The 16,547-nt window shown below is 36.4% G+C and carries 15 protein-coding genes; 7 read left to right on the top strand and 8 right to left on the bottom strand.

All coding sequences use genetic code 11. The annotated features are described in order from the left end of the window. Window positions 1-166: 166 nt before the first annotated feature. On the top strand, window positions 167-682 hold the full coding sequence (locus ABVT42_RS09035; RefSeq protein WP_353897760.1) for a hypothetical protein: 516 nt from the start codon (window positions 167-169) through the stop codon (window positions 680-682). 178 nt (window positions 683-860) lie between these two features. Here ABVT42_RS09035 and ABVT42_RS09030 read toward each other — a convergent pair whose 3' ends face one another. Continuing rightward, window positions 861-1,286 (bottom strand): OsmC family protein, encoded by a 426-nt coding sequence (locus tag ABVT42_RS09030; protein WP_353897759.1) that lies wholly within the window; start codon window positions 1,284-1,286, stop codon window positions 861-863. Between the two features lie 356 nt (window positions 1,287-1,642). Between ABVT42_RS09030 and ABVT42_RS09025 the strand changes: the two genes are divergently transcribed. The 5 genes from ABVT42_RS09025 to ABVT42_RS09005 all read left to right on the top strand — a co-directional run bounded on the left by ABVT42_RS09025 (window position 1,643) and on the right by ABVT42_RS09005 (window position 10,032). Further along, entirely contained in the window at window positions 1,643-2,905 is a 1,263-nt protein-coding gene (locus ABVT42_RS09025) for an alpha/beta hydrolase (RefSeq protein ID WP_353897758.1), read from the top strand. 67 nt (window positions 2,906-2,972) lie between these two features. Further along, entirely contained in the window at window positions 2,973-4,298 is a 1,326-nt protein-coding gene (locus ABVT42_RS09020; protein ID WP_353897757.1) for a sterol desaturase family protein, read from the top strand. A 191-nt stretch (window positions 4,299-4,489) separates the two neighbouring features. Further along, window positions 4,490-6,484: a GGDEF domain-containing protein gene (locus ABVT42_RS09015; protein ID WP_367023686.1), complete on the top strand. Its 1,995-nt coding sequence runs from the start codon at window positions 4,490-4,492 to the stop codon at window positions 6,482-6,484. A gap of 460 nt (window positions 6,485-6,944) precedes the next feature. Beyond that, a complete protein-coding gene (locus ABVT42_RS09010; protein WP_353897755.1) occupies window positions 6,945-7,583 on the top strand; it encodes an RtcB family protein in 639 nt (212 codons plus the stop codon). Window positions 7,584-8,016: 433 nt separating this feature from the next. Further along, on the top strand, window positions 8,017-10,032 hold the full coding sequence (locus ABVT42_RS09005; protein ID WP_353897754.1) for a BACON domain-containing protein: 2,016 nt from the start codon (window positions 8,017-8,019) through the stop codon (window positions 10,030-10,032). 166 nt (window positions 10,033-10,198) lie between these two features. Here ABVT42_RS09005 and ABVT42_RS09000 read toward each other — a convergent pair whose 3' ends face one another. The 3 genes from ABVT42_RS09000 to ABVT42_RS08990 are packed head-to-tail and all read right to left on the bottom strand — an operon-like array spanning window position 10,199 to window position 13,662. Further along, the gene (locus tag ABVT42_RS09000) at window positions 10,199-11,401 is read right to left on the bottom strand and encodes a hypothetical protein (protein WP_353897753.1); all 1,203 of its coding nucleotides are present in this window, start codon (window positions 11,399-11,401) and stop codon (window positions 10,199-10,201) included. Window position 11,402: 1 nt separating this feature from the next. After that, window positions 11,403-12,578 carry an MbnH family di-heme enzyme gene (locus tag ABVT42_RS08995; protein ID WP_367023684.1) on the bottom strand — a complete coding sequence of 392 codons (1,176 nt, stop codon included), beginning with the start codon at window positions 12,576-12,578 and terminating at the stop codon, window positions 11,403-11,405. 58 nt (window positions 12,579-12,636) lie between these two features. Beyond that, on the bottom strand, window positions 12,637-13,662 hold the full coding sequence (locus tag ABVT42_RS08990; protein ID WP_367023682.1) for an MbnP family copper-binding protein: 1,026 nt from the start codon (window positions 13,660-13,662) through the stop codon (window positions 12,637-12,639). Window positions 13,663-13,981: 319 nt separating this feature from the next. On the opposite strand from ABVT42_RS08990, the gene ABVT42_RS08985 reads away from it, so the two are divergent. Next, window positions 13,982-14,857, top strand: coding sequence for a cupin-like domain-containing protein (locus tag ABVT42_RS08985; protein WP_367023680.1), 876 nt, complete (start codon window positions 13,982-13,984; stop codon window positions 14,855-14,857). Window positions 14,858-14,953: 96 nt separating this feature from the next. Here ABVT42_RS08985 and ABVT42_RS08980 read toward each other — a convergent pair whose 3' ends face one another. From ABVT42_RS08980 to ABVT42_RS08965, 4 genes are all read right to left on the bottom strand, one after another. Further along, complete coding sequence (locus tag ABVT42_RS08980; protein ID WP_353874438.1) at window positions 14,954-15,280, bottom strand: hypothetical protein; 327 nt, start codon at window positions 15,278-15,280, stop codon at window positions 14,954-14,956. A 176-nt stretch (window positions 15,281-15,456) separates the two neighbouring features. After that, window positions 15,457-15,831, bottom strand: a complete 375-nt coding sequence (locus tag ABVT42_RS08975; protein WP_353874437.1) for a hypothetical protein — start codon at window positions 15,829-15,831, stop codon at window positions 15,457-15,459. A gap of 38 nt (window positions 15,832-15,869) precedes the next feature. Next, entirely contained in the window at window positions 15,870-16,145 is a 276-nt protein-coding gene (locus tag ABVT42_RS08970; protein ID WP_353874436.1) for a hypothetical protein, read from the bottom strand. Window positions 16,146-16,218: 73 nt separating this feature from the next. Next, entirely contained in the window at window positions 16,219-16,521 is a 303-nt protein-coding gene (locus ABVT42_RS08965) for a hypothetical protein (RefSeq protein ID WP_353874435.1), read from the bottom strand. Between the last annotated feature and the right edge of the window lie 26 nt (window positions 16,522-16,547).

The raw sequence follows: 16,547 nt of genomic DNA, 5'->3' as shown, positions 1-16,547 counted from the left end.
CCAGTCAAGATGGTTCAACATGATTGTCGTATTTTTAATAAGGTGATTTTAAATACACCATCTTTTAATGTTGATTGATTATTTGCATCAATTATCTCAATCGTGATTGGCAAAATAAATAGAAATTGCTTATATCTATTAAAGACTTATTATCCATGGAGAGATTATGACAGCATTAAATCTATTTATACGACAACCCTATACCAAGGTAGAGGAGGCTGAGCTGGCAATTGTACAGTCTGTTTTAGACACGGTAATGGCACAAAACCAAAATCCTTATCGAATTAATGTGTTAACCGGCCATCAGGCTTATGATCAAGACAGTTATAAAGTAGCATATGAACAACAAAGCGGAAAACCATTTAACCCCACCGAGTTCCGGCTCACCCGACAAGCACAAATAGATAACTGTGATGCGATGATTATTGTAAACACAGGAATAAGTGAAGGGACTTCATTTGAAGTGGGTTATAATATTTTTTCGGGTAAAATGGCACCGATGTTGTTTCTGGTGAAGCAAAATAATCCTATTCAAACTGCCTTTTTGCAAGAGCTTGATGAAATATCTGATGCAACTTATGTGTCATTTGATCATGTCGATAAAGTCGAAGCGCCCATTCGACTGTTTTTATCGCATATAGCCGGTCTTAAATCTGATTCAGCTATTTCAGCTGTTGGTTAGAACAACTAATTTACACCGTAAACCAGGAGTTTAAGGGGAATAAGGTCCTGGTTGATCGATTGAGAAATCTCTTGATTGATTTATTCTATTGCTTCACCATTATGATACATTTTTCCACTGATTGTGATGGCTCGAGTTAACGTGTCTAAAACTGGACAGTGAGATTCGGCCATTTCAGCTAATTTTTTAATAGCTTCGGTTGAATCCGGGCTTTGACTTTTGTTACATAATGGATTTCTCGATAGCCGGCGGGCACTCCCTCTGCAAGTCCAAATAAGCCTCTTAAATCTAATTTCCCTTTTAGTTCAACTTTAACGCTGTCTAACTGAATACCAAGCACAGCAGCATAGGCGGCATACATGATCTCCTGGCAAGTACCTAATGAAACTAACAGCAACTCAACAGGATTCATCGCAGAATTTTGTCCTCCTAAGTCTTCTGGCTCGTCAATATACATCGTTGGAAAATCTCTGACATTAGCGCTACATCTGACACCTTCTTCCAGACGGGTATTTGCTGAAAAGGCAACTAGTGAATGGCTTGGGTTCTCTTCGAGTTGACTGATTGTTCGAGTAAGTACTTCTTTTAAAAGTTGGTTAGACATGGCTTTCTCCGCATAAAAATAACAATGTTTTTTACTGAACGATTGAGACTCAATGTTAATTTGCATCAATCTTTCGGCTTATTTTGAAAATTCAGATTTAAATATAGTCAGATTTCTCATCATGTCGTGCGTGTTTTTTGGGAGGATAATTAAATTGTTATTTTGCTTTGAGATTCATAGAGCTCCTAGCTATTAAAGCAGAAGTTGCAGATTGTCACAATATGCATGTTTGTTAACCAAAATAAAGAGCATTCATCAATACTTTACAAGATTAACCGATTTTTCACTTTTACCATTGCTCAAATATGGCAGCATAATGTTTGAAAAGAATTAAAAGATATTGATTAGGAGAAAATATGTTCAGACTACTCATTGTATTAATCAGCGCTTTTTACTTGTCGGTTGGGTTTGCTGCGACACCTTTAAATTATGGTAGTGAATATCAGCACCATTCAAAAGTCATGCAGCAACAGCGCCGCTACATGGTTTCGCTGCCAGAGCGCTATCAAATATCTCAACTAAAATATCCCACACTGTATGTAATCGATGGTGATTTTCAATTTCATCATGTGGCAAATACAGCAAGGCATTTGGCCAGAATGGGAAAAATTCCACCAGTTATTGTTGTGGGAGTCGCTAATCAAGGCCCACAAGATTATTTAAAAAGCAATACATGGTCAATTGAGGAAAGTCCTGAGTATGGCGGAATAAAACAATTTTCTAACTATATCAGACAAGAGCTGATCCCCTTGATTGATCGCCAATATCGAACAAATCAGTCACGCGCATTAGCTGGCTATTCTCTAGGCGGATTATTTGTTAATTATGAATATCTAACGCCAGACACGCCTTTCGATCGCTTCATCGCAATGAGTCCAAGTTTATGGTTTGATGACTACCGCCTTATTGAAGACTATGCCACACATTTCAAGTCGGCAGAGAGTAAAGTTTATGCACCTATATTTCTATCAGTTGCCAGCGAAAAAGGCATGGGCGTTAAAAAGCTGGTCGAGGTATTTAAACAGGATGCACCTGAAAAACTGCAATGGACTTTCAAAGAGTATCCAGATGAGTCTCACTTCTCAACAGCACTACCGGCGCTTTATGATGGTTTTCAGTTTTTATGGCCAAACTTTTTCATTGATGTTGAAAGTATGATGGCGCATGAGGATTACTTAAAAGTCTTTGAGTTATTGGCAGAAAAAAAAGCTGGTTGGGGGGGAGCGCCTATTACCTGGTTACAAAGCTATACCTTTTCTAAATATGTATTTTACTCAAAACAACAAGACAAGATCCCACAAATTATTGAATCTGCCAAAAAACAATTCCCCGAATCAGCCAATTTGATTTTGTTAGATTTGGTCTTGGGGCATAACCGCAAACAGCAATTTCAACAAGCTGAGGTCCTATTAAATAGTGTTGCCGGTGAGAATCGCAACAATGCTAAATGGCACTATTTAATGAGCGTGGCGCAAAAAGGTTTGGAGAAACCTCAAAAGATGCAAAAATATCATCAAAAAGCATTATCTTTGGCTAAAAAACAACAGCTTGAAAGTTGGGAGTACTGGGAAATGGAACCTTACCTTAGTCAATCTATAACAAAGACTAAGGCTAACTAAAAAAGCTAACTAGAAAAACCAGTCTTGCCATTAGCTGCCACTGAACGGCTAATGTGCTCATCTATAGATGCGCCGAGTTTCTACTCAGCGCATCATCATTTGCGACTTATCACGATTTGAGAAAAATAGTAGACATTTTTCAACCAACTACCTAAGCTTGGGCAGAAATAATCAAGCCAACAGAATTCGTGACATGAAGACCGAGCAAAACAACAACAATCAGCATTCTGCAAACCAATCTACTGCAAACGAGCCGAGTGGTTATCAATATCGGCAAAGACAAGTCGAATTAGATGCAGCTCGAGCTTTTCGACTGGGTGATGGCAAAATCAGTGGTTATACTTCGGTATGTTTAGGTGTTTTAAGCTTATTAGCAGTTTTGGCTTACCTGTTCCCCGCTTATTTAACTACCACTGAGTTGCGTCAAACATATGATGCCGGACAGTTACAACAGTTACTAAAATATGCCATGTATTTTTCCCTATTCTTTGGCGTACTGACTTTTGTTCTTGGTCAATATCGACGCTTGGGTATTATTGGTATTTTACTTACTGGGGTTAGCTTTGCGCTTGGCGGATATACGATTCCAATTAGAGGTGTGCAGCCTCAACCGCTTTCTTTGGGGGTTGACTGGCTAATACTGGCGTTTCTCGGATCAGCATTTATTTTTATGACTTTGGAAAAATTGCTGCCTAAGTATAAAGATCAGATTATCTTGCGCAAAGAGTGGGGGCTTGATCTGTTTTACTTTTGTTTTAATCACTTGGCTATTTCTGCCATATTGTTATATGCCAATTACCATGTTAGTCATTTTGACTGGGCGGTTAGTGATTCGTTGCAAAACTGGCTGCAAGCACTACCTGTCTGGGTACAAGTTCTAGCAATTATTGTTTGTGTAGATTTCGTGTTGTATTGGGAACATCGCTTGTATCACGAAATTAAAATAATTTGGCCGATACATGCCGTTCATCATTCAGTTGAAAATATGGACTGGTTGGCGGGATCTCGGGGGCACTTTTTACAGGTTTTTTCTGAGAGAGCAATGGTAATGGTTCCATTGTATCTTTTAGGGCCAGATAAAGCTGCTCTTGATATCTATGTGGCTTTTGCCGCCTTACAAGCTGTTTTGATTCATTGTAATACCCGTTTACCCTTTGGTCCGCTAAAGTATATTTTTGTTACTCCACAGTTTCATCATTGGCATCACAGTTCAGAAAAGCCTGCAATCGATACGAACTATTCTGCTCATTTAGTATTATTTGATTGGTTATTTGGTACTTATCATATGCCCAAACAGCACTGGCCAGCAGAATATGGGACTACAAAAAAATTACCATCTACTTATTTAGGTCAGCTTTTCTATCCGCTTAGTATATTTAAGAAAAAATTATAAACCTTCGGATTATTGGTAATGAAGTTATTGATTTTTATCGCATTTTATTAAGAACTCAACTAGGCTTAAGCATAGTCTCAATACCAAAACAAACATGCTAGGCGGAGTTGTTTTGGGTAATATTGGATTTGCTACCTTGTTAATTCAGGAAAAGCCAGTTGAAACAGGAAATGAATAATAACAGCTTAACAATGCGAAAGTTGACACAATGCTGCTTATGGATTTTGCTGTTTGTGTTGCCATTTAATCTTGTCAGCGCGACAACACAAGTATTTCGCTCAGAATTTTCTCCAGGTGATAAGCTGATTGACAAAATTGCTGATGAATATGGACAGAATTTTACAAAAACTTTAGCACAACTTAAGCATATTGAAGATCAAATATATGGCCTTGGTTATGATGAAATTGCTTATTATCAAAGCTACCGCTGTTACTTGCAGGTATTTACCCAACTAAATGATGACTTGGTTGAGACTCTTGAAGAATTGACTCGGTTAAAGCATCGCAATCCTACGAATCGCTCAATATTAGCAAGTTATGAATTTTGTCTGGCCTGGAAAATTTATCAGGAAAAAGATTATAAAACCTATGAAATACAAGTTGAAAAAGCCTATCAGCAAGTCACTGAAAGCCATTCGCCAGTACTGAGATATTGGATAAGTATCACATTTGCTGACATTGCAAATAAAATTGGTCGATATAACGATTCGATTGAAGCGAGCCAGATCGCATTGGAGGTTGCTCTGACCAATAATGATGATTATCGAGAAGTGACAACTCGCAGTTTTTTAGCATTGGCTGAAGCAGAGCTGGGTTTTTTTGATGAAGCGTTAAAGAATAATTTAATCGCCATTGAATGGTATGAAAAAAAGCAACTAAATAGAACCTTGCTGATGCTCTATCAAAACCGGGGTTATATGCTGATTAGACAAGGCTCGCTCGATGCCGCCAGTGAGGTATTTGAAAAAGCGATTAAATTGGCTAGGAAAATAGATGCAAAAAACTCAATTTATAGTATGTATACCAATCTTGCTGCTATTGAGCAAAAAAAGGAGAACTATCAAAAATCAAATGAATATGCAGAGCAAGCACTAAATTATGGTGAAGAAAATAATAATCCAGATATCAGTGCACATGCAAACGCCATTATTGCACTCAATCTGGTTTATTTAGATGATTTTAAAAGAGCAGAGCTTGTTTTTAATAAAGCCAATGAACATTTTATTCAGTATGACCTAATTACTTATCTTGCTGATAGTTATGCAGGGTGGTCTAAAGCTTTTGCTGAAAAGAGACAATATCAAATCGCTTATGAAGCCCATGTTGAATATATTAATTTGTCGAATAAAATTTATGATTCTGAACGTGAGGGGCGAATGCAACGCTTCAAATCACTCTATGAATCTGTTGAAAAAGATAGAGAAATTGAAAGACTCCGTGAAAGTAATCGCATTAAATCAATTGAAATTACCAATGCACAATTACAACGAGAAGTTTTTTGGTTAAGTGGTGCAGTGGCCGTACTATTAATTTTATTGCTGTTTTTAATGTATCGCCGGATGCTTGCAAAAAATTCGAGCTTGCAAAATCGTAATATCCAACTTGATTTACAACGATACCAAGATCAATTAACTAACGTTTATAATAGGCGTTATTTTGATGTACAAATTATTACTCAAATCAAAAATAAAACTTGTCGTCGTTATTCATTTTTTCTGCTAGATATTGACCATTTTAAACAAGTTAATGATAGATATGGCCATCATGTAGGGGATCAGGTTTTAATAGAATTTACTCTCCGTCTGCAATCGTCAATGCGTGATTCTGATAAACTCATTCGAATGGGGGGTGAAGAGTTTCTTATCGTATTGGAAAACACTAATGAAATAAGTGATGAACAAGTTGCTAAAAAGTTATTGTCAGCAATAGCTGAAACTACTTTCACCACCGATGCAGGTGAATTATCAATTACTATGTCGATCGGAATTGTTTACTTCGATACAGATCGTTCAAATGTACAAATTGATATGATTGTTGAACTGGCAGATAAAGCGTTATATTTTGCTAAAGAATGTGGGAGAAATCGCGCAGCGATTGTTAAGCAAGATGCTTTGAATAATGAAAAGGTGAAGTTTTTATTGTCACAGCCGGTAGATAAATGGGTAAGTGTTATTTCAATCAACTGACAACAAAAAATTTTATGACAAAATAATGACAACATAAAAAGAAGTACCTTAAGTTAATTAGTATGAGTAAGTGTTGAAATAAGCGTTGGTCTGAAAAAATAGAAATTAAGCTTTTTAAGGTCGAGATTAAAAGAGTATAAAAAATTAAAAAATGGTTGTCTTTATTTTTATTTCACATTAAACTGCGCCTCTCTTGTCTTATTGTCACCCATCATTTAACTGCAAAGGAGGTTTTCATGAATACAATTAATATCTTTTGCGGGTTATATTCTCTGTAATTGTTACATTTAGAATCAATCGATAAATGTGACGAAACATTTCTATTCAATTATTTTTCCTTATTTTGCTTTGCGTAAACGCCAAGTTAGAGTAGCTTAATTTAGATAGTTGACTGTCTGTAGATTAAAACCCGCCAATTCAAATAACTTTATTTTAAAACTGATTCTTAGGGAATTGGATAATGGGTAATTATATTCAAAATTTGTCTGAATCTGTCAGTTTAGTTACAGATTTAGATACTTGGATCGAAGGTAAAGCGATCCAACAATTAGAAAAAACTGCAAACTTACAAGGTATCATTAAAGCCGTTGGTATGCCCGATCTTCATCCGGGACGGGGTTATCCGATCGGCGCTGCATTTTTATCAAAAAATAAAATTTATCCGGCATTAGTGGGTAATGATATTGGCTGTGGTATGTCTTTATGGAGTACCGATCTTGCACTGAGAAAAATCAACCTGGATAAGTTTGAAAAACGATTGATTAATATTGATGGTGCGATAGATGATAAATGGTGTGGCTATGTCAATGCCCAATTAGCCGCTAAGCGGCTACAAAAATCTGGGTTTGAACAAGCATTGGGTACCATTGGTGGCGGAAATCATTTTGCAGAATTACAACAAGTGGATAAAGTGTTGGATGAAATTGCTTTTAATAATCTTGCAATCAATCGCAATGCTTTAATTTTACTGGTTTATAGTGGTTCAAGAGGTTTTGGCGAATCAATTCTTAGAAAACATATTGAGCAATTTAATCATGACGGAGCTGTTAGAGTTTTCAAAGGATTAGACTTTAATGAGCTTGATTTTAAAAACGTTTAATTAAGCTATAAATAATTTTATCCGTGCAGTTGATTTTTAACCGCTTATTTACAATGTTAAATTTTAGTAAACCTCGAAAGTAACAATATTGTTCCAATGTTTAGGGGGATTTTAGACGATGAACCGTAATTTATTTGAATAAAAAAATAGCAAATATGATTTAATAATTGAACTAAATGAAATAACAGACGTGGACATACATAAAGGGATTGAACTTTGCGAGGTTAGCTGAAAGTAATGGTTCGTACTAATAGACTATTGGAAATATCTCAAATATGTTATACGATATGCCGTCGAATTTTTAGACAGCAATTATTGACAAAAAACAATTATTTATAAAAAACAATAGATATAACAAACGCTATTTAGCAAAAACTGCAAAAGGGCAGAGGGGCTGAAAGTCTTCGCTTTTATTTTAAATTATGGGTTTAATATGAATTTGGGTTCTCAATTAAAATTATTTGTTACATACGTACTGGTTTGTAGTGCTTTAAGCCTTTTGCTTGCCTGCGGCGGTGGAGGCGGTGGAGGCGGGTCTTCTTATTCATTGACACTCGACAAAACTGCATTGAAATTTGAAACGGTCTATCTGTCGCAAGAATACTTAAGTCAATCGGTCACTGTAAAATTTGTCGGCGATGGCGTGATTGTTGGTACGCCACCTGATACGACTTTACCCAACTGGCTGTCAGTCGCCACAATGAAACAAACAACCACTTCTGCCGAATTTAGAATAGATGTTGATGCCTCTTTTCTAGCGCCTGGCAACTATCAAACCGTATTACGTTTCATTACTGGTAAAGCAGACGCTAGTGATTATGTCACCAAAGATTTATCTGTTAGTTTGGTGATAAAAGATCAATTAATTACGAATACTGAGTCACTGAATTTTGCAGTAAAAGAATACCAGCAAATGGCAATTGAACCACAAGTGATTCAATTAAATATGTATGACCAAAGTACTCGCTGGACCGCTGAAAGTAATCAAGACTGGATAACAATTTCTCAAACTGAAGGTAATGGTAACAGTGAGTTGCAAGTTTCAATAACCAACTTTTCTGAGTTAAGTGGCATTAATACTGGAGAGATAATCATTAATGGCATCAATACCGCAAGTAATATTTCTATTCCGATTTCTTTAAAGATTCGTCCGAGAAAAATATACGCAAGTCGACGTGGTATTGCCCTAATTGCCAATCCAACCATTAAAAAGCTGACCTCACAAGTTGAAATTTATGATAATGCTAATGTTTCTACCGCAGTTAACAGTATCAATTCCGATAGCGACTGGCTAACTGCCAGTTTTATTGCTGCTAATCAAATACAGATTACCGCTAGCGATCAAGGACTTGCTAGTGGTATTTATGTTGGCCAATTAACAATTAATTCTAAAGTTGATGAGAAATCTTACAGTGACTACATCAATGTTGGGCTTTATGTGTCTGATGAACCTTCTCAAGAGGGAAATATCGCGTTAATTAATAACGAAAACGATAATTATGGTACCCATGTGGCCATGGCAAAAGATATTATTCGACCATATCTTTACGTGTATGATAAAACGACTGAGAAGTTAAATCGAATTAATATTCACACTGGCGTTGTGGATAATCCATTCCCGACGGTTTTAAATGAATCTTTTTCTGGGTTAGTTGTTGATGCTCGCGGTGAAAAACTTATTGCTCATAGTGATCAAGTTCGATCAATTTATCAATTTGATTTAACTGACTTTAGCTATAACAAAGTTGACTTTTCTTCCAACTTCATAAATCCAAGTCGACTTAAATCGATCTATCCAAATGGTAAATCGCTTTTATTAATAGAAGAGGGAGGCATGATTATTGATTTGTCTTCTGGAGAAACTTTGACTAATGAGCAGTCATTTGGTGGTCTGACATATTCTCCTGGCATGGCAGTAAACCGTAATCAAAAAGTATTATATGGCGCCGAGTTTGGCTTATCGGGCAGTAGCCTGTATCGATTTGAGCTTGATTATGACTACTCAGATTCAGCTATTCAAATTGAGCAAACTGATAAAATTAGTGCGCCAATTTCAAATGGTCAGGATATTGCGAGCAATCAAGATGGTTCTTCTATTTATACCGCTTCAGGTGGACACTATCAGTTTGCCAAGTATTCCTATGACGCAGTGAATGGTTTGGCATTTGAAACAGATCTGCCCGGAGGGGCCTATCCTTCATCGGTTGAAGTTGACGACAATGGTGTACTTTACGGTGGCAGAGACAATTATTATGGTGAAGAAACGGTCTATGTTTACGATGCTAACGGTGTGTTTTTGAAAAACTATTCAATTGGCACTTACCGTTCATTATTACGCGGTGATAAAGGTATGATTATTTCAGGTGATGGAACCAGACTATTACTAATCAGTACTGAGCATATATCGGGTTCTAAAACTAACCTGTGGTCATTTCCAACTATCCAATAATTTATCAGCCAAATAAGATTTTTTTATTAAATTTATTAAACCTGCTTTCAGCAGGTTTTTTTTGACTTTTGGGCAAGTGAAAACCAACTACAGCCATTTATGGACTTTAAAAAAATTATCAATTAGTTGGTATTGTTTAATTATGTACAATGAAGAAGTATACGTATTAAAAAACTTCGAAGGCATGATTCCAAACTAAACTAACTACGACATATTTATTTTCTTGATCATTTTTTTCATGCTGTAAATTTATAAATTCTGTTTTAATATTTAAGTCTGAAGTTATTTTCCATTGCCAAGCATAAATTGTTCTATTGGGTTCAAATCCATTATTTAGTAAACTTGCACCAATAATGAAATTATCTGTAATATCGCCATAAAAGTGGTTTTTAAGTGTTAACTCTTCATGTTGTATAAAAAACTGATGTGACTTATATTGCGCCCCCATTAAAAAGCGAATACCAGAATACTGATTATTATAAACAGCCGATTGGCTATTAATACTCAGCACACCAGTGCTATCCGACTGAATCCATTCTAACTCACTTAGAAATAGAATATCTGCAAGAGTCAGCGAAGCAAAAATATAAGAGCCAATCATTTCGGTATTACCAGTAAAAGTATATTCGCTCGCTATATTAGTAATATTCGTACCATGATTATGTCCTTGATTGTAACGCAAATCGGAACGATTACTTGCTTCAGATTTTATCCCCCATATGCCTAATTCACCATTTTTTCCAAGCCAAGTAGGTTGGGTTTTTATATAAATACTATAAGCGCCTTCGTTTTTTGATGCTGGCCATGCATCACCATTCCAGAGTTCAATTCCCAGTTGAGCATAATCAGACTTTAACTCTGAACGAATTCCGCTATCATTAAAGTGGCGTCCCCAGAACACATCACTAATCAGTGAAGGATCAGCAAAACGATCTTGTGAAGTATGCCAGCTTGCACTTTTAGTTGTTTGGGTAGATAACTTACCAATATCCAACCAAAAATCTGCAACATCCGTTTGTAAATAGCGAGTGGTAAGCCAAAACTTCTCTAGTTCAATTTCATGGCTACCATTATGCTCATGTGCGTTTACCACAGCAGAAACATAATAATTATCGGCTGTCGCATACCCCATTGCCAGTTGTCCCTCATCAAGCCCCGCGCCTTGATTAAATGGTAACGCCTCTCCACCAAGCAGAGCACCAGGAATGAGATAAGCTTGATTTTCCAGAGCAACCTCATCAGATCGATAGCTTAAAGCGGTACTCGCGATTAGATAGTTCGCTTTTTGTGTCTCTATGTTGGAATGTGCTAATGCAACAGTACTAAATAAAGAACTGTACAAAATTAGTAATATCAATATTTTAATCATTTTATTTTTCAGAAAAAGGATTGGAAAAATCGGGGTTATTAACAAAATTCTCATCAGTCAATGACTCTAAAAACGCAATGACCGCAGCGATCTCTTCTTCAGATGCAGAAAAGCCCCTAACTAAACCAGACTTCAATGGATTAAGTCGTCCATCACCAGCATTAGGACCGTTTTCAATCAATCGTCCTCCACGCAAATAATGATCTATCACTTCGCGCAATGTTGCTATGCTGCCATCGTGCATATATGGTGCAGTGAGTGCGACATTACGCAAGCTAGGTGGTCGAAAAAAACCACGGTGGTTAGGGTTAAATGTTTGATCAAAAAGACCTTGATCGTCTGTTGGGTAACTACCGTCACCATTTAGATTGTATAAACCATTGTTAAAAAAGGGATAAGTTTGCGTACCTAGATTACTATTATTATCGCGATAGGAAGTACTAAAGTTAATGCCACCGTGACAATGAAAACATTCAAATTTTTCACCATTGAAAAGCTGAAAGCCTAGTAACTGCTGCTGGGTCAGTGCGGTTTTATCGCCTTGGTAATAACGATCATAAGGACTATCACCAGAGATTAATGTGCGACAAAATGTGGCTAGTGCCTGAATAATTTTATTAAGTGTTGCACCAGTTGAACTTTCAGGAAAGGCATTCGCAAACAGTCCAATATACACATTATCGTTATTAAATCTTGCTAGTACCTCATCGACATAAATGGGTGTCACACCAAGTTCAACCGGATCATCTGCTCTTATCGGTACTTGTAATTGATCTTCTATTTCAAGAAAAACTTTATTGGCCCAGGTTAGTGTTGGGTGATAAGCTGAATTGGCTAATCCTTGACTATTGCGCACGAGCTGCTCACCTGTTGAACCTTTTGGCGTCACCTTGCCATCACTAAAAGCTAGCGATTGTTTATGACAGGATGCGCAAGATTGTGTTTGATTGGCGGACAGTTTCGTGTCATAAAATAATCGTCGACCTAATTCAATTTTTTCACGTGTTGGAACATTGAAATCAGGTATAGGTGGAATGGCAAAGTGCTCTGGTACTTTTAGCAACTGTCGTAAATCGATTTCTTCATTGCTTGTGACAACCGTTGTTTCCGATGAGCTATCACATGCCGTTAAGTAGCTCACCGAGCAAAGTACTATAATACTAAGAATATTTTGCATTTGGTTTAAGCAAAATTTTTTCTGGTATTTTTCCAACATTGATACTGTCAAAAAGTAATTATTCAGCATAGAAAACCGAGTTTGTCTGACTAGATGACTCGCCGGTAGTGAGTTCGATGCCAAAGTTAGGGAATATGGACTGACAGGCTTCGGTTGCTAATCCTGAATGGCACTGTAAACCAAAGTTCTGACCGGTAACACACCACTCTCCATCGCGCCGTTCATCGATACAAAGAGTCTCATCACCGTTATGTGCTTGCCATACATCGCTAACCAGATCAGTTGCTCGAATATTACTCAACGCTGACGCCACATCAAACACGATGATATTTGATTCTGGGTTAAACTGTTCTAGCGATACCTGTGCGGTATTTAAGTATCCACATTCGTCGCGATCGGTTAGTGCATTAATACCCGCAGAAAAATCACCACCACAATCAGTACTTCCAATATGTATTGAGCTGTTATTTATAATTGCGGAATTACTGCTATTCATCATTGTAAAATTAATAACAAAATGACGATAACCACCAGCCCAGGACCAATTCAATTCATTTAATGGAGAGGGAGCATCTTCAACCGGGCCAGCAGCAATCACAGCCTTCATTAAAGCTTGAGGTACACCAATATCAAACGTCACTTTAGAAATAACTTCTCCATTGCTGATACCGGTAATAACGGTATTTGTTCTGCCTGTTGCTTCAGCAACAGTTTCACAAAAATTTGAACCAGCACCTAAAAAGTCGATTAAAGCAACTGAGCCAGACTCGTGGTTATATTGAAATTCATTATTATCCCAAGTTACGGCAACCAGATCGTCGCTGGCATTGTATGCACGAATATTACTGACAAAAAAACGTAAATCTCCAATACCTATAAATGCTTCTTCATCAGGTCCAAAACCCGTGTAAACATCATTACAATTAATATCTAAATGATTGCTTCGAGCAGCAAATGACAATGTTACGGGCGTGTCAATTAGATCGTCTATTGAATTATTATCGCTGCTACTACTGCTATTGCCACCACAGCCTTGCAGAACAAATAAAGAAATACACAGTGTATATAAACATCGTAAATACATACAATCTCCAATAGTTAACTATTTTAAGGTAACGGAAATAAATCTATTTTGTGGATGATAAGTTCATTACATACTATGTAGTATGAGGATGGTGGCAATTCTAATGAATCGATCACGAGTAAAGAATGTGGCAAATTGTCACATTTATATGCTCAACTCACATGCAAATGGAAGAAAAACTATGAAAATCAATAGCAAATAATCTAGCTTCTCTCCTATTGGGGGAGTTTAATAATGTATTTTCTATCGCTAGTTTGGAATTACAATATAATATATAATCTGAATACAATAACGAATAAAAAGAGCAAGAAGAGTAGCTGTGTACAAGTTTATTGAGTCTGATCTAGACCCTCAAAATCTAGATAAAAAGCCTTTCAAATTTTCCCACAAGCTGAGAAATCATCCAGCACTATCATTAGAAAACTTATCAAAAGTGCTGGTTAATTTACCCAAAGGCCAAGTGATGTACTCTAAAGGCCTAGATGATTTAAATGCAAACTTTGACCGTGCTCATATCGACCAAAAAAATGGCCTGACAATTGAGGAAACTATAGAAAATATACGCACGTCGGATTCCTACATTATGGTGAGAAGTCCTGAAGTTGACCCGTCATTTAAAGAACTCTATCAGGATCTTATTCACGATGTTGAAATTGTGATGAATGAAAAAGGTGTAGGCAATAAAGCCATAGAACCCATGTTATTTTTATTTATTGCTTCACCTAATGCATTTACTCCCTTTCATATCGATAGATACTCAACATTTCTTTTTCAAATTAGAGGAAGTAAACAAGTCGCGGTGTTTGATCAATTTGATGACGGGGTTGTTCCTGCTGAAACTAGAGAAAGTTTTGCAGACTATGGTCCGCTAAGACCTGGTTGGAGTGAAAGTATCGATAACCGCGCTCATAAATTCCAATTCAGCCCCGGGGAGGCGCTTCATATCCCATTTATAGCGGGACATTATATTAAAAATGGTCCTGAAGATGTCTCTATTTCGATGTCAATTATTTTTAGGACTAAACAAAGCAAAGTTTGGCTTGACGCAATGTCGGTGAATAACAGATTACGTACTAAAGCCAAAATGTCGGTCGTACCTGTTGGTAAGCTTGATAAAAAAGACAAATTGAAAGCGCTATTATTTCCTGCAATTAACGTTCTTAGTATTTTAAAGAATGCTTTAAGAAATAAATAAAACATAGGAACAGCAGAAAAAACCTAAACTTTTATGCAGCCACTACGTTAGGTTATGGGACAAGCTAATGTTACTTACGTTTCTTAGTATTAGGTATTAAATTTTATTTGTGCTTGTATATTGATATTCACAAGATACTACGGCTGCACATAGTCCACTGATAGCTATGATTCCAAGTGCGCTGGCAATACTCCAAATACTACTAATAATTGCAAGTCCCGAGTAATCAGTCGTTTTAGTAGTAAATCTTATACCGCTACCAATATCTTTTGTGATAGTTTCTTCTCCCATAAAAAAACTGGCGAGAAGTAATCCAACCGAAATTAGCACTAAAAGATATCCCAAGATTCCTAGTGCTCTCGTAACGATAAGTAGTGTTTTTAAATTTTCAGTTTTTATATTTCTATAAGGATAAAGTTTCATAATTATTAGCTAAATTACCTAAATCAATTAAATCGTTTTAATTTTTTATTAATGTTAGAGATATAAATATTACTCTAACATTAATAACGTGAGAAAAGAAAGTTAAAATTTTGCCAATTTGAATTGATTGATAGACTCGAAGCTGCGAAGTATAAACAGGAGAGGTTGTGTTTTTATCATCTAGTCAGCGTAATTTGGTCACCATTTAGGTAAAGGATAACAAAATCTTTATTATGCTTTAATTGATAGTTACCACTTTCTGTTATTGAAAAATTGGAGCAAATAAAGGCTTTCTTTTCATTCTCGATATAGTATTTTAAGTAAATACCCGATTTAAAGTGAGTATGACCTGTTGCTTTGTTGGCCTGAATAAACTGGTTGTCTAGTGTTTTCTGAAAAGTTTTGATGGCCTGTTGGCATGAAGCGTCATGTTTTGCACCATCAGCGAGAATTGGTTGATTTAAAAAATTGATTAACAATCCAAGCTTAAGCGATTTGATCATGATATTTCTAATCATCATCGTATTTTTTTCATTGTGTATTTTTTTCATTGTAGTATATCTTTAAGTGGGTGCTGATAACTCAGCACCTATTTACCTTCTTGAGGTTTAGATTCTTTTTTAGATTCTTTGGAGACCTTTTTAGTATTGCAATCAACTTTTAAGGTATCTCCACTTTTGAATTCCCAGCCTAATATACTGGTTGTTTCAGTCATTGTCGCAGAGTATGATTCAACTAACCCCGAGTCGCAAACCTTTTCGGCGTAATCGAGTCTTTCTTGATCGATGCTTAGATCGGTAATATCTTTACTGTTAATACTGCCGCCACTAATAAGCTGGCATTCACTGCTATTAAGTATTTTCATTTTATTTCTCTTTTTAAATGGGGGAAAAAGAGTGAGCTAGTCACTCTTTTTATAAGCGATACGTCGAAAACGATTAACCTTTCTTTTGATCCGTTTTCTTCCCGCCGTCTGTTGAGGTTGGGTTTGTATTTGTATTTGTATCCTTAGTGTTACTGGTATTACACTTGATTTGTACTTCGCCTTTAATTTCTCCTTTTAAAAACTTGGTATCAAGTTTAGCTTCTACCGAAAGACTGTACTGGTCGACTCTGCCAGAGTCGCAAACTGATTCCGCAAACGTATCAATGTTACCGTTAATACTTAAGTTGGTTACATCGTTTGAACCAATACTACCACCTGCAACATGATTTAGTTCATTTAAGTTTAAAGTTCTCATAGTTAACTCCTTATTTAGGTTTATGT

Source organism: Aliikangiella maris (assembly GCF_040719265.1).
In the GTDB taxonomy this organism is placed as follows: Bacteria; Pseudomonadota; Gammaproteobacteria; order Enterobacterales; family Kangiellaceae; genus Aliikangiella; species Aliikangiella maris.
The sequence above is the reverse complement of the archived record's forward strand: the minus strand, read 5'-3'. Positions and strand labels throughout refer to the sequence as shown.

What these genes read in the sequence shown, in the direction of transcription:
- ABVT42_RS09025 (WP_353897758.1), top strand. Translation starts at nt 1,643, where the DNA reads ATGTTCAGACTACTCATTGTATTAATCAGCGCTTTTTACTTGTCGGTT.
- ABVT42_RS09030 (WP_353897759.1), bottom strand. Translation starts at nt 1,286, where the DNA reads ATGTCTAACCAACTTTTAAAAGAAGTACTTACTCGAACAATCAGTCAA.
- ABVT42_RS09010 (WP_353897755.1), top strand. Translation starts at nt 6,945, where the DNA reads ATGGGTAATTATATTCAAAATTTGTCTGAATCTGTCAGTTTAGTTACA.
- ABVT42_RS08980 (WP_353874438.1), bottom strand. Translation starts at nt 15,280, where the DNA reads ATGAAACTTTATCCTTATAGAAATATAAAAACTGAAAATTTAAAAACA.
- ABVT42_RS08975 (WP_353874437.1), bottom strand. Translation starts at nt 15,831, where the DNA reads ATGAAAAAAATACACAATGAAAAAAATACGATGATGATTAGAAATATC.
- ABVT42_RS09000 (WP_353897753.1), bottom strand. Translation starts at nt 11,401, where the DNA reads ATGATTAAAATATTGATATTACTAATTTTGTACAGTTCTTTATTTAGT.
- ABVT42_RS09035 (WP_353897760.1), top strand. Translation starts at nt 167, where the DNA reads ATGACAGCATTAAATCTATTTATACGACAACCCTATACCAAGGTAGAG.
- ABVT42_RS08990 (WP_367023682.1), bottom strand. Translation starts at nt 13,662, where the DNA reads ATGTATTTACGATGTTTATATACACTGTGTATTTCTTTATTTGTTCTG.
- ABVT42_RS09020 (WP_353897757.1), top strand. Translation starts at nt 2,973, where the DNA reads ATGCGCCGAGTTTCTACTCAGCGCATCATCATTTGCGACTTATCACGA.
- ABVT42_RS09015 (WP_367023686.1), top strand. Translation starts at nt 4,490, where the DNA reads ATGCGAAAGTTGACACAATGCTGCTTATGGATTTTGCTGTTTGTGTTG.
- ABVT42_RS09005 (WP_353897754.1), top strand. Translation starts at nt 8,017, where the DNA reads ATGAATTTGGGTTCTCAATTAAAATTATTTGTTACATACGTACTGGTT.
- ABVT42_RS08965 (WP_353874435.1), bottom strand. Translation starts at nt 16,521, where the DNA reads ATGAGAACTTTAAACTTAAATGAACTAAATCATGTTGCAGGTGGTAGT.
- ABVT42_RS08995 (WP_367023684.1), bottom strand. Translation starts at nt 12,578, where the DNA reads ATGCAAAATATTCTTAGTATTATAGTACTTTGCTCGGTGAGCTACTTA.
- ABVT42_RS08970 (WP_353874436.1), bottom strand. Translation starts at nt 16,145, where the DNA reads ATGAAAATACTTAATAGCAGTGAATGCCAGCTTATTAGTGGCGGCAGT.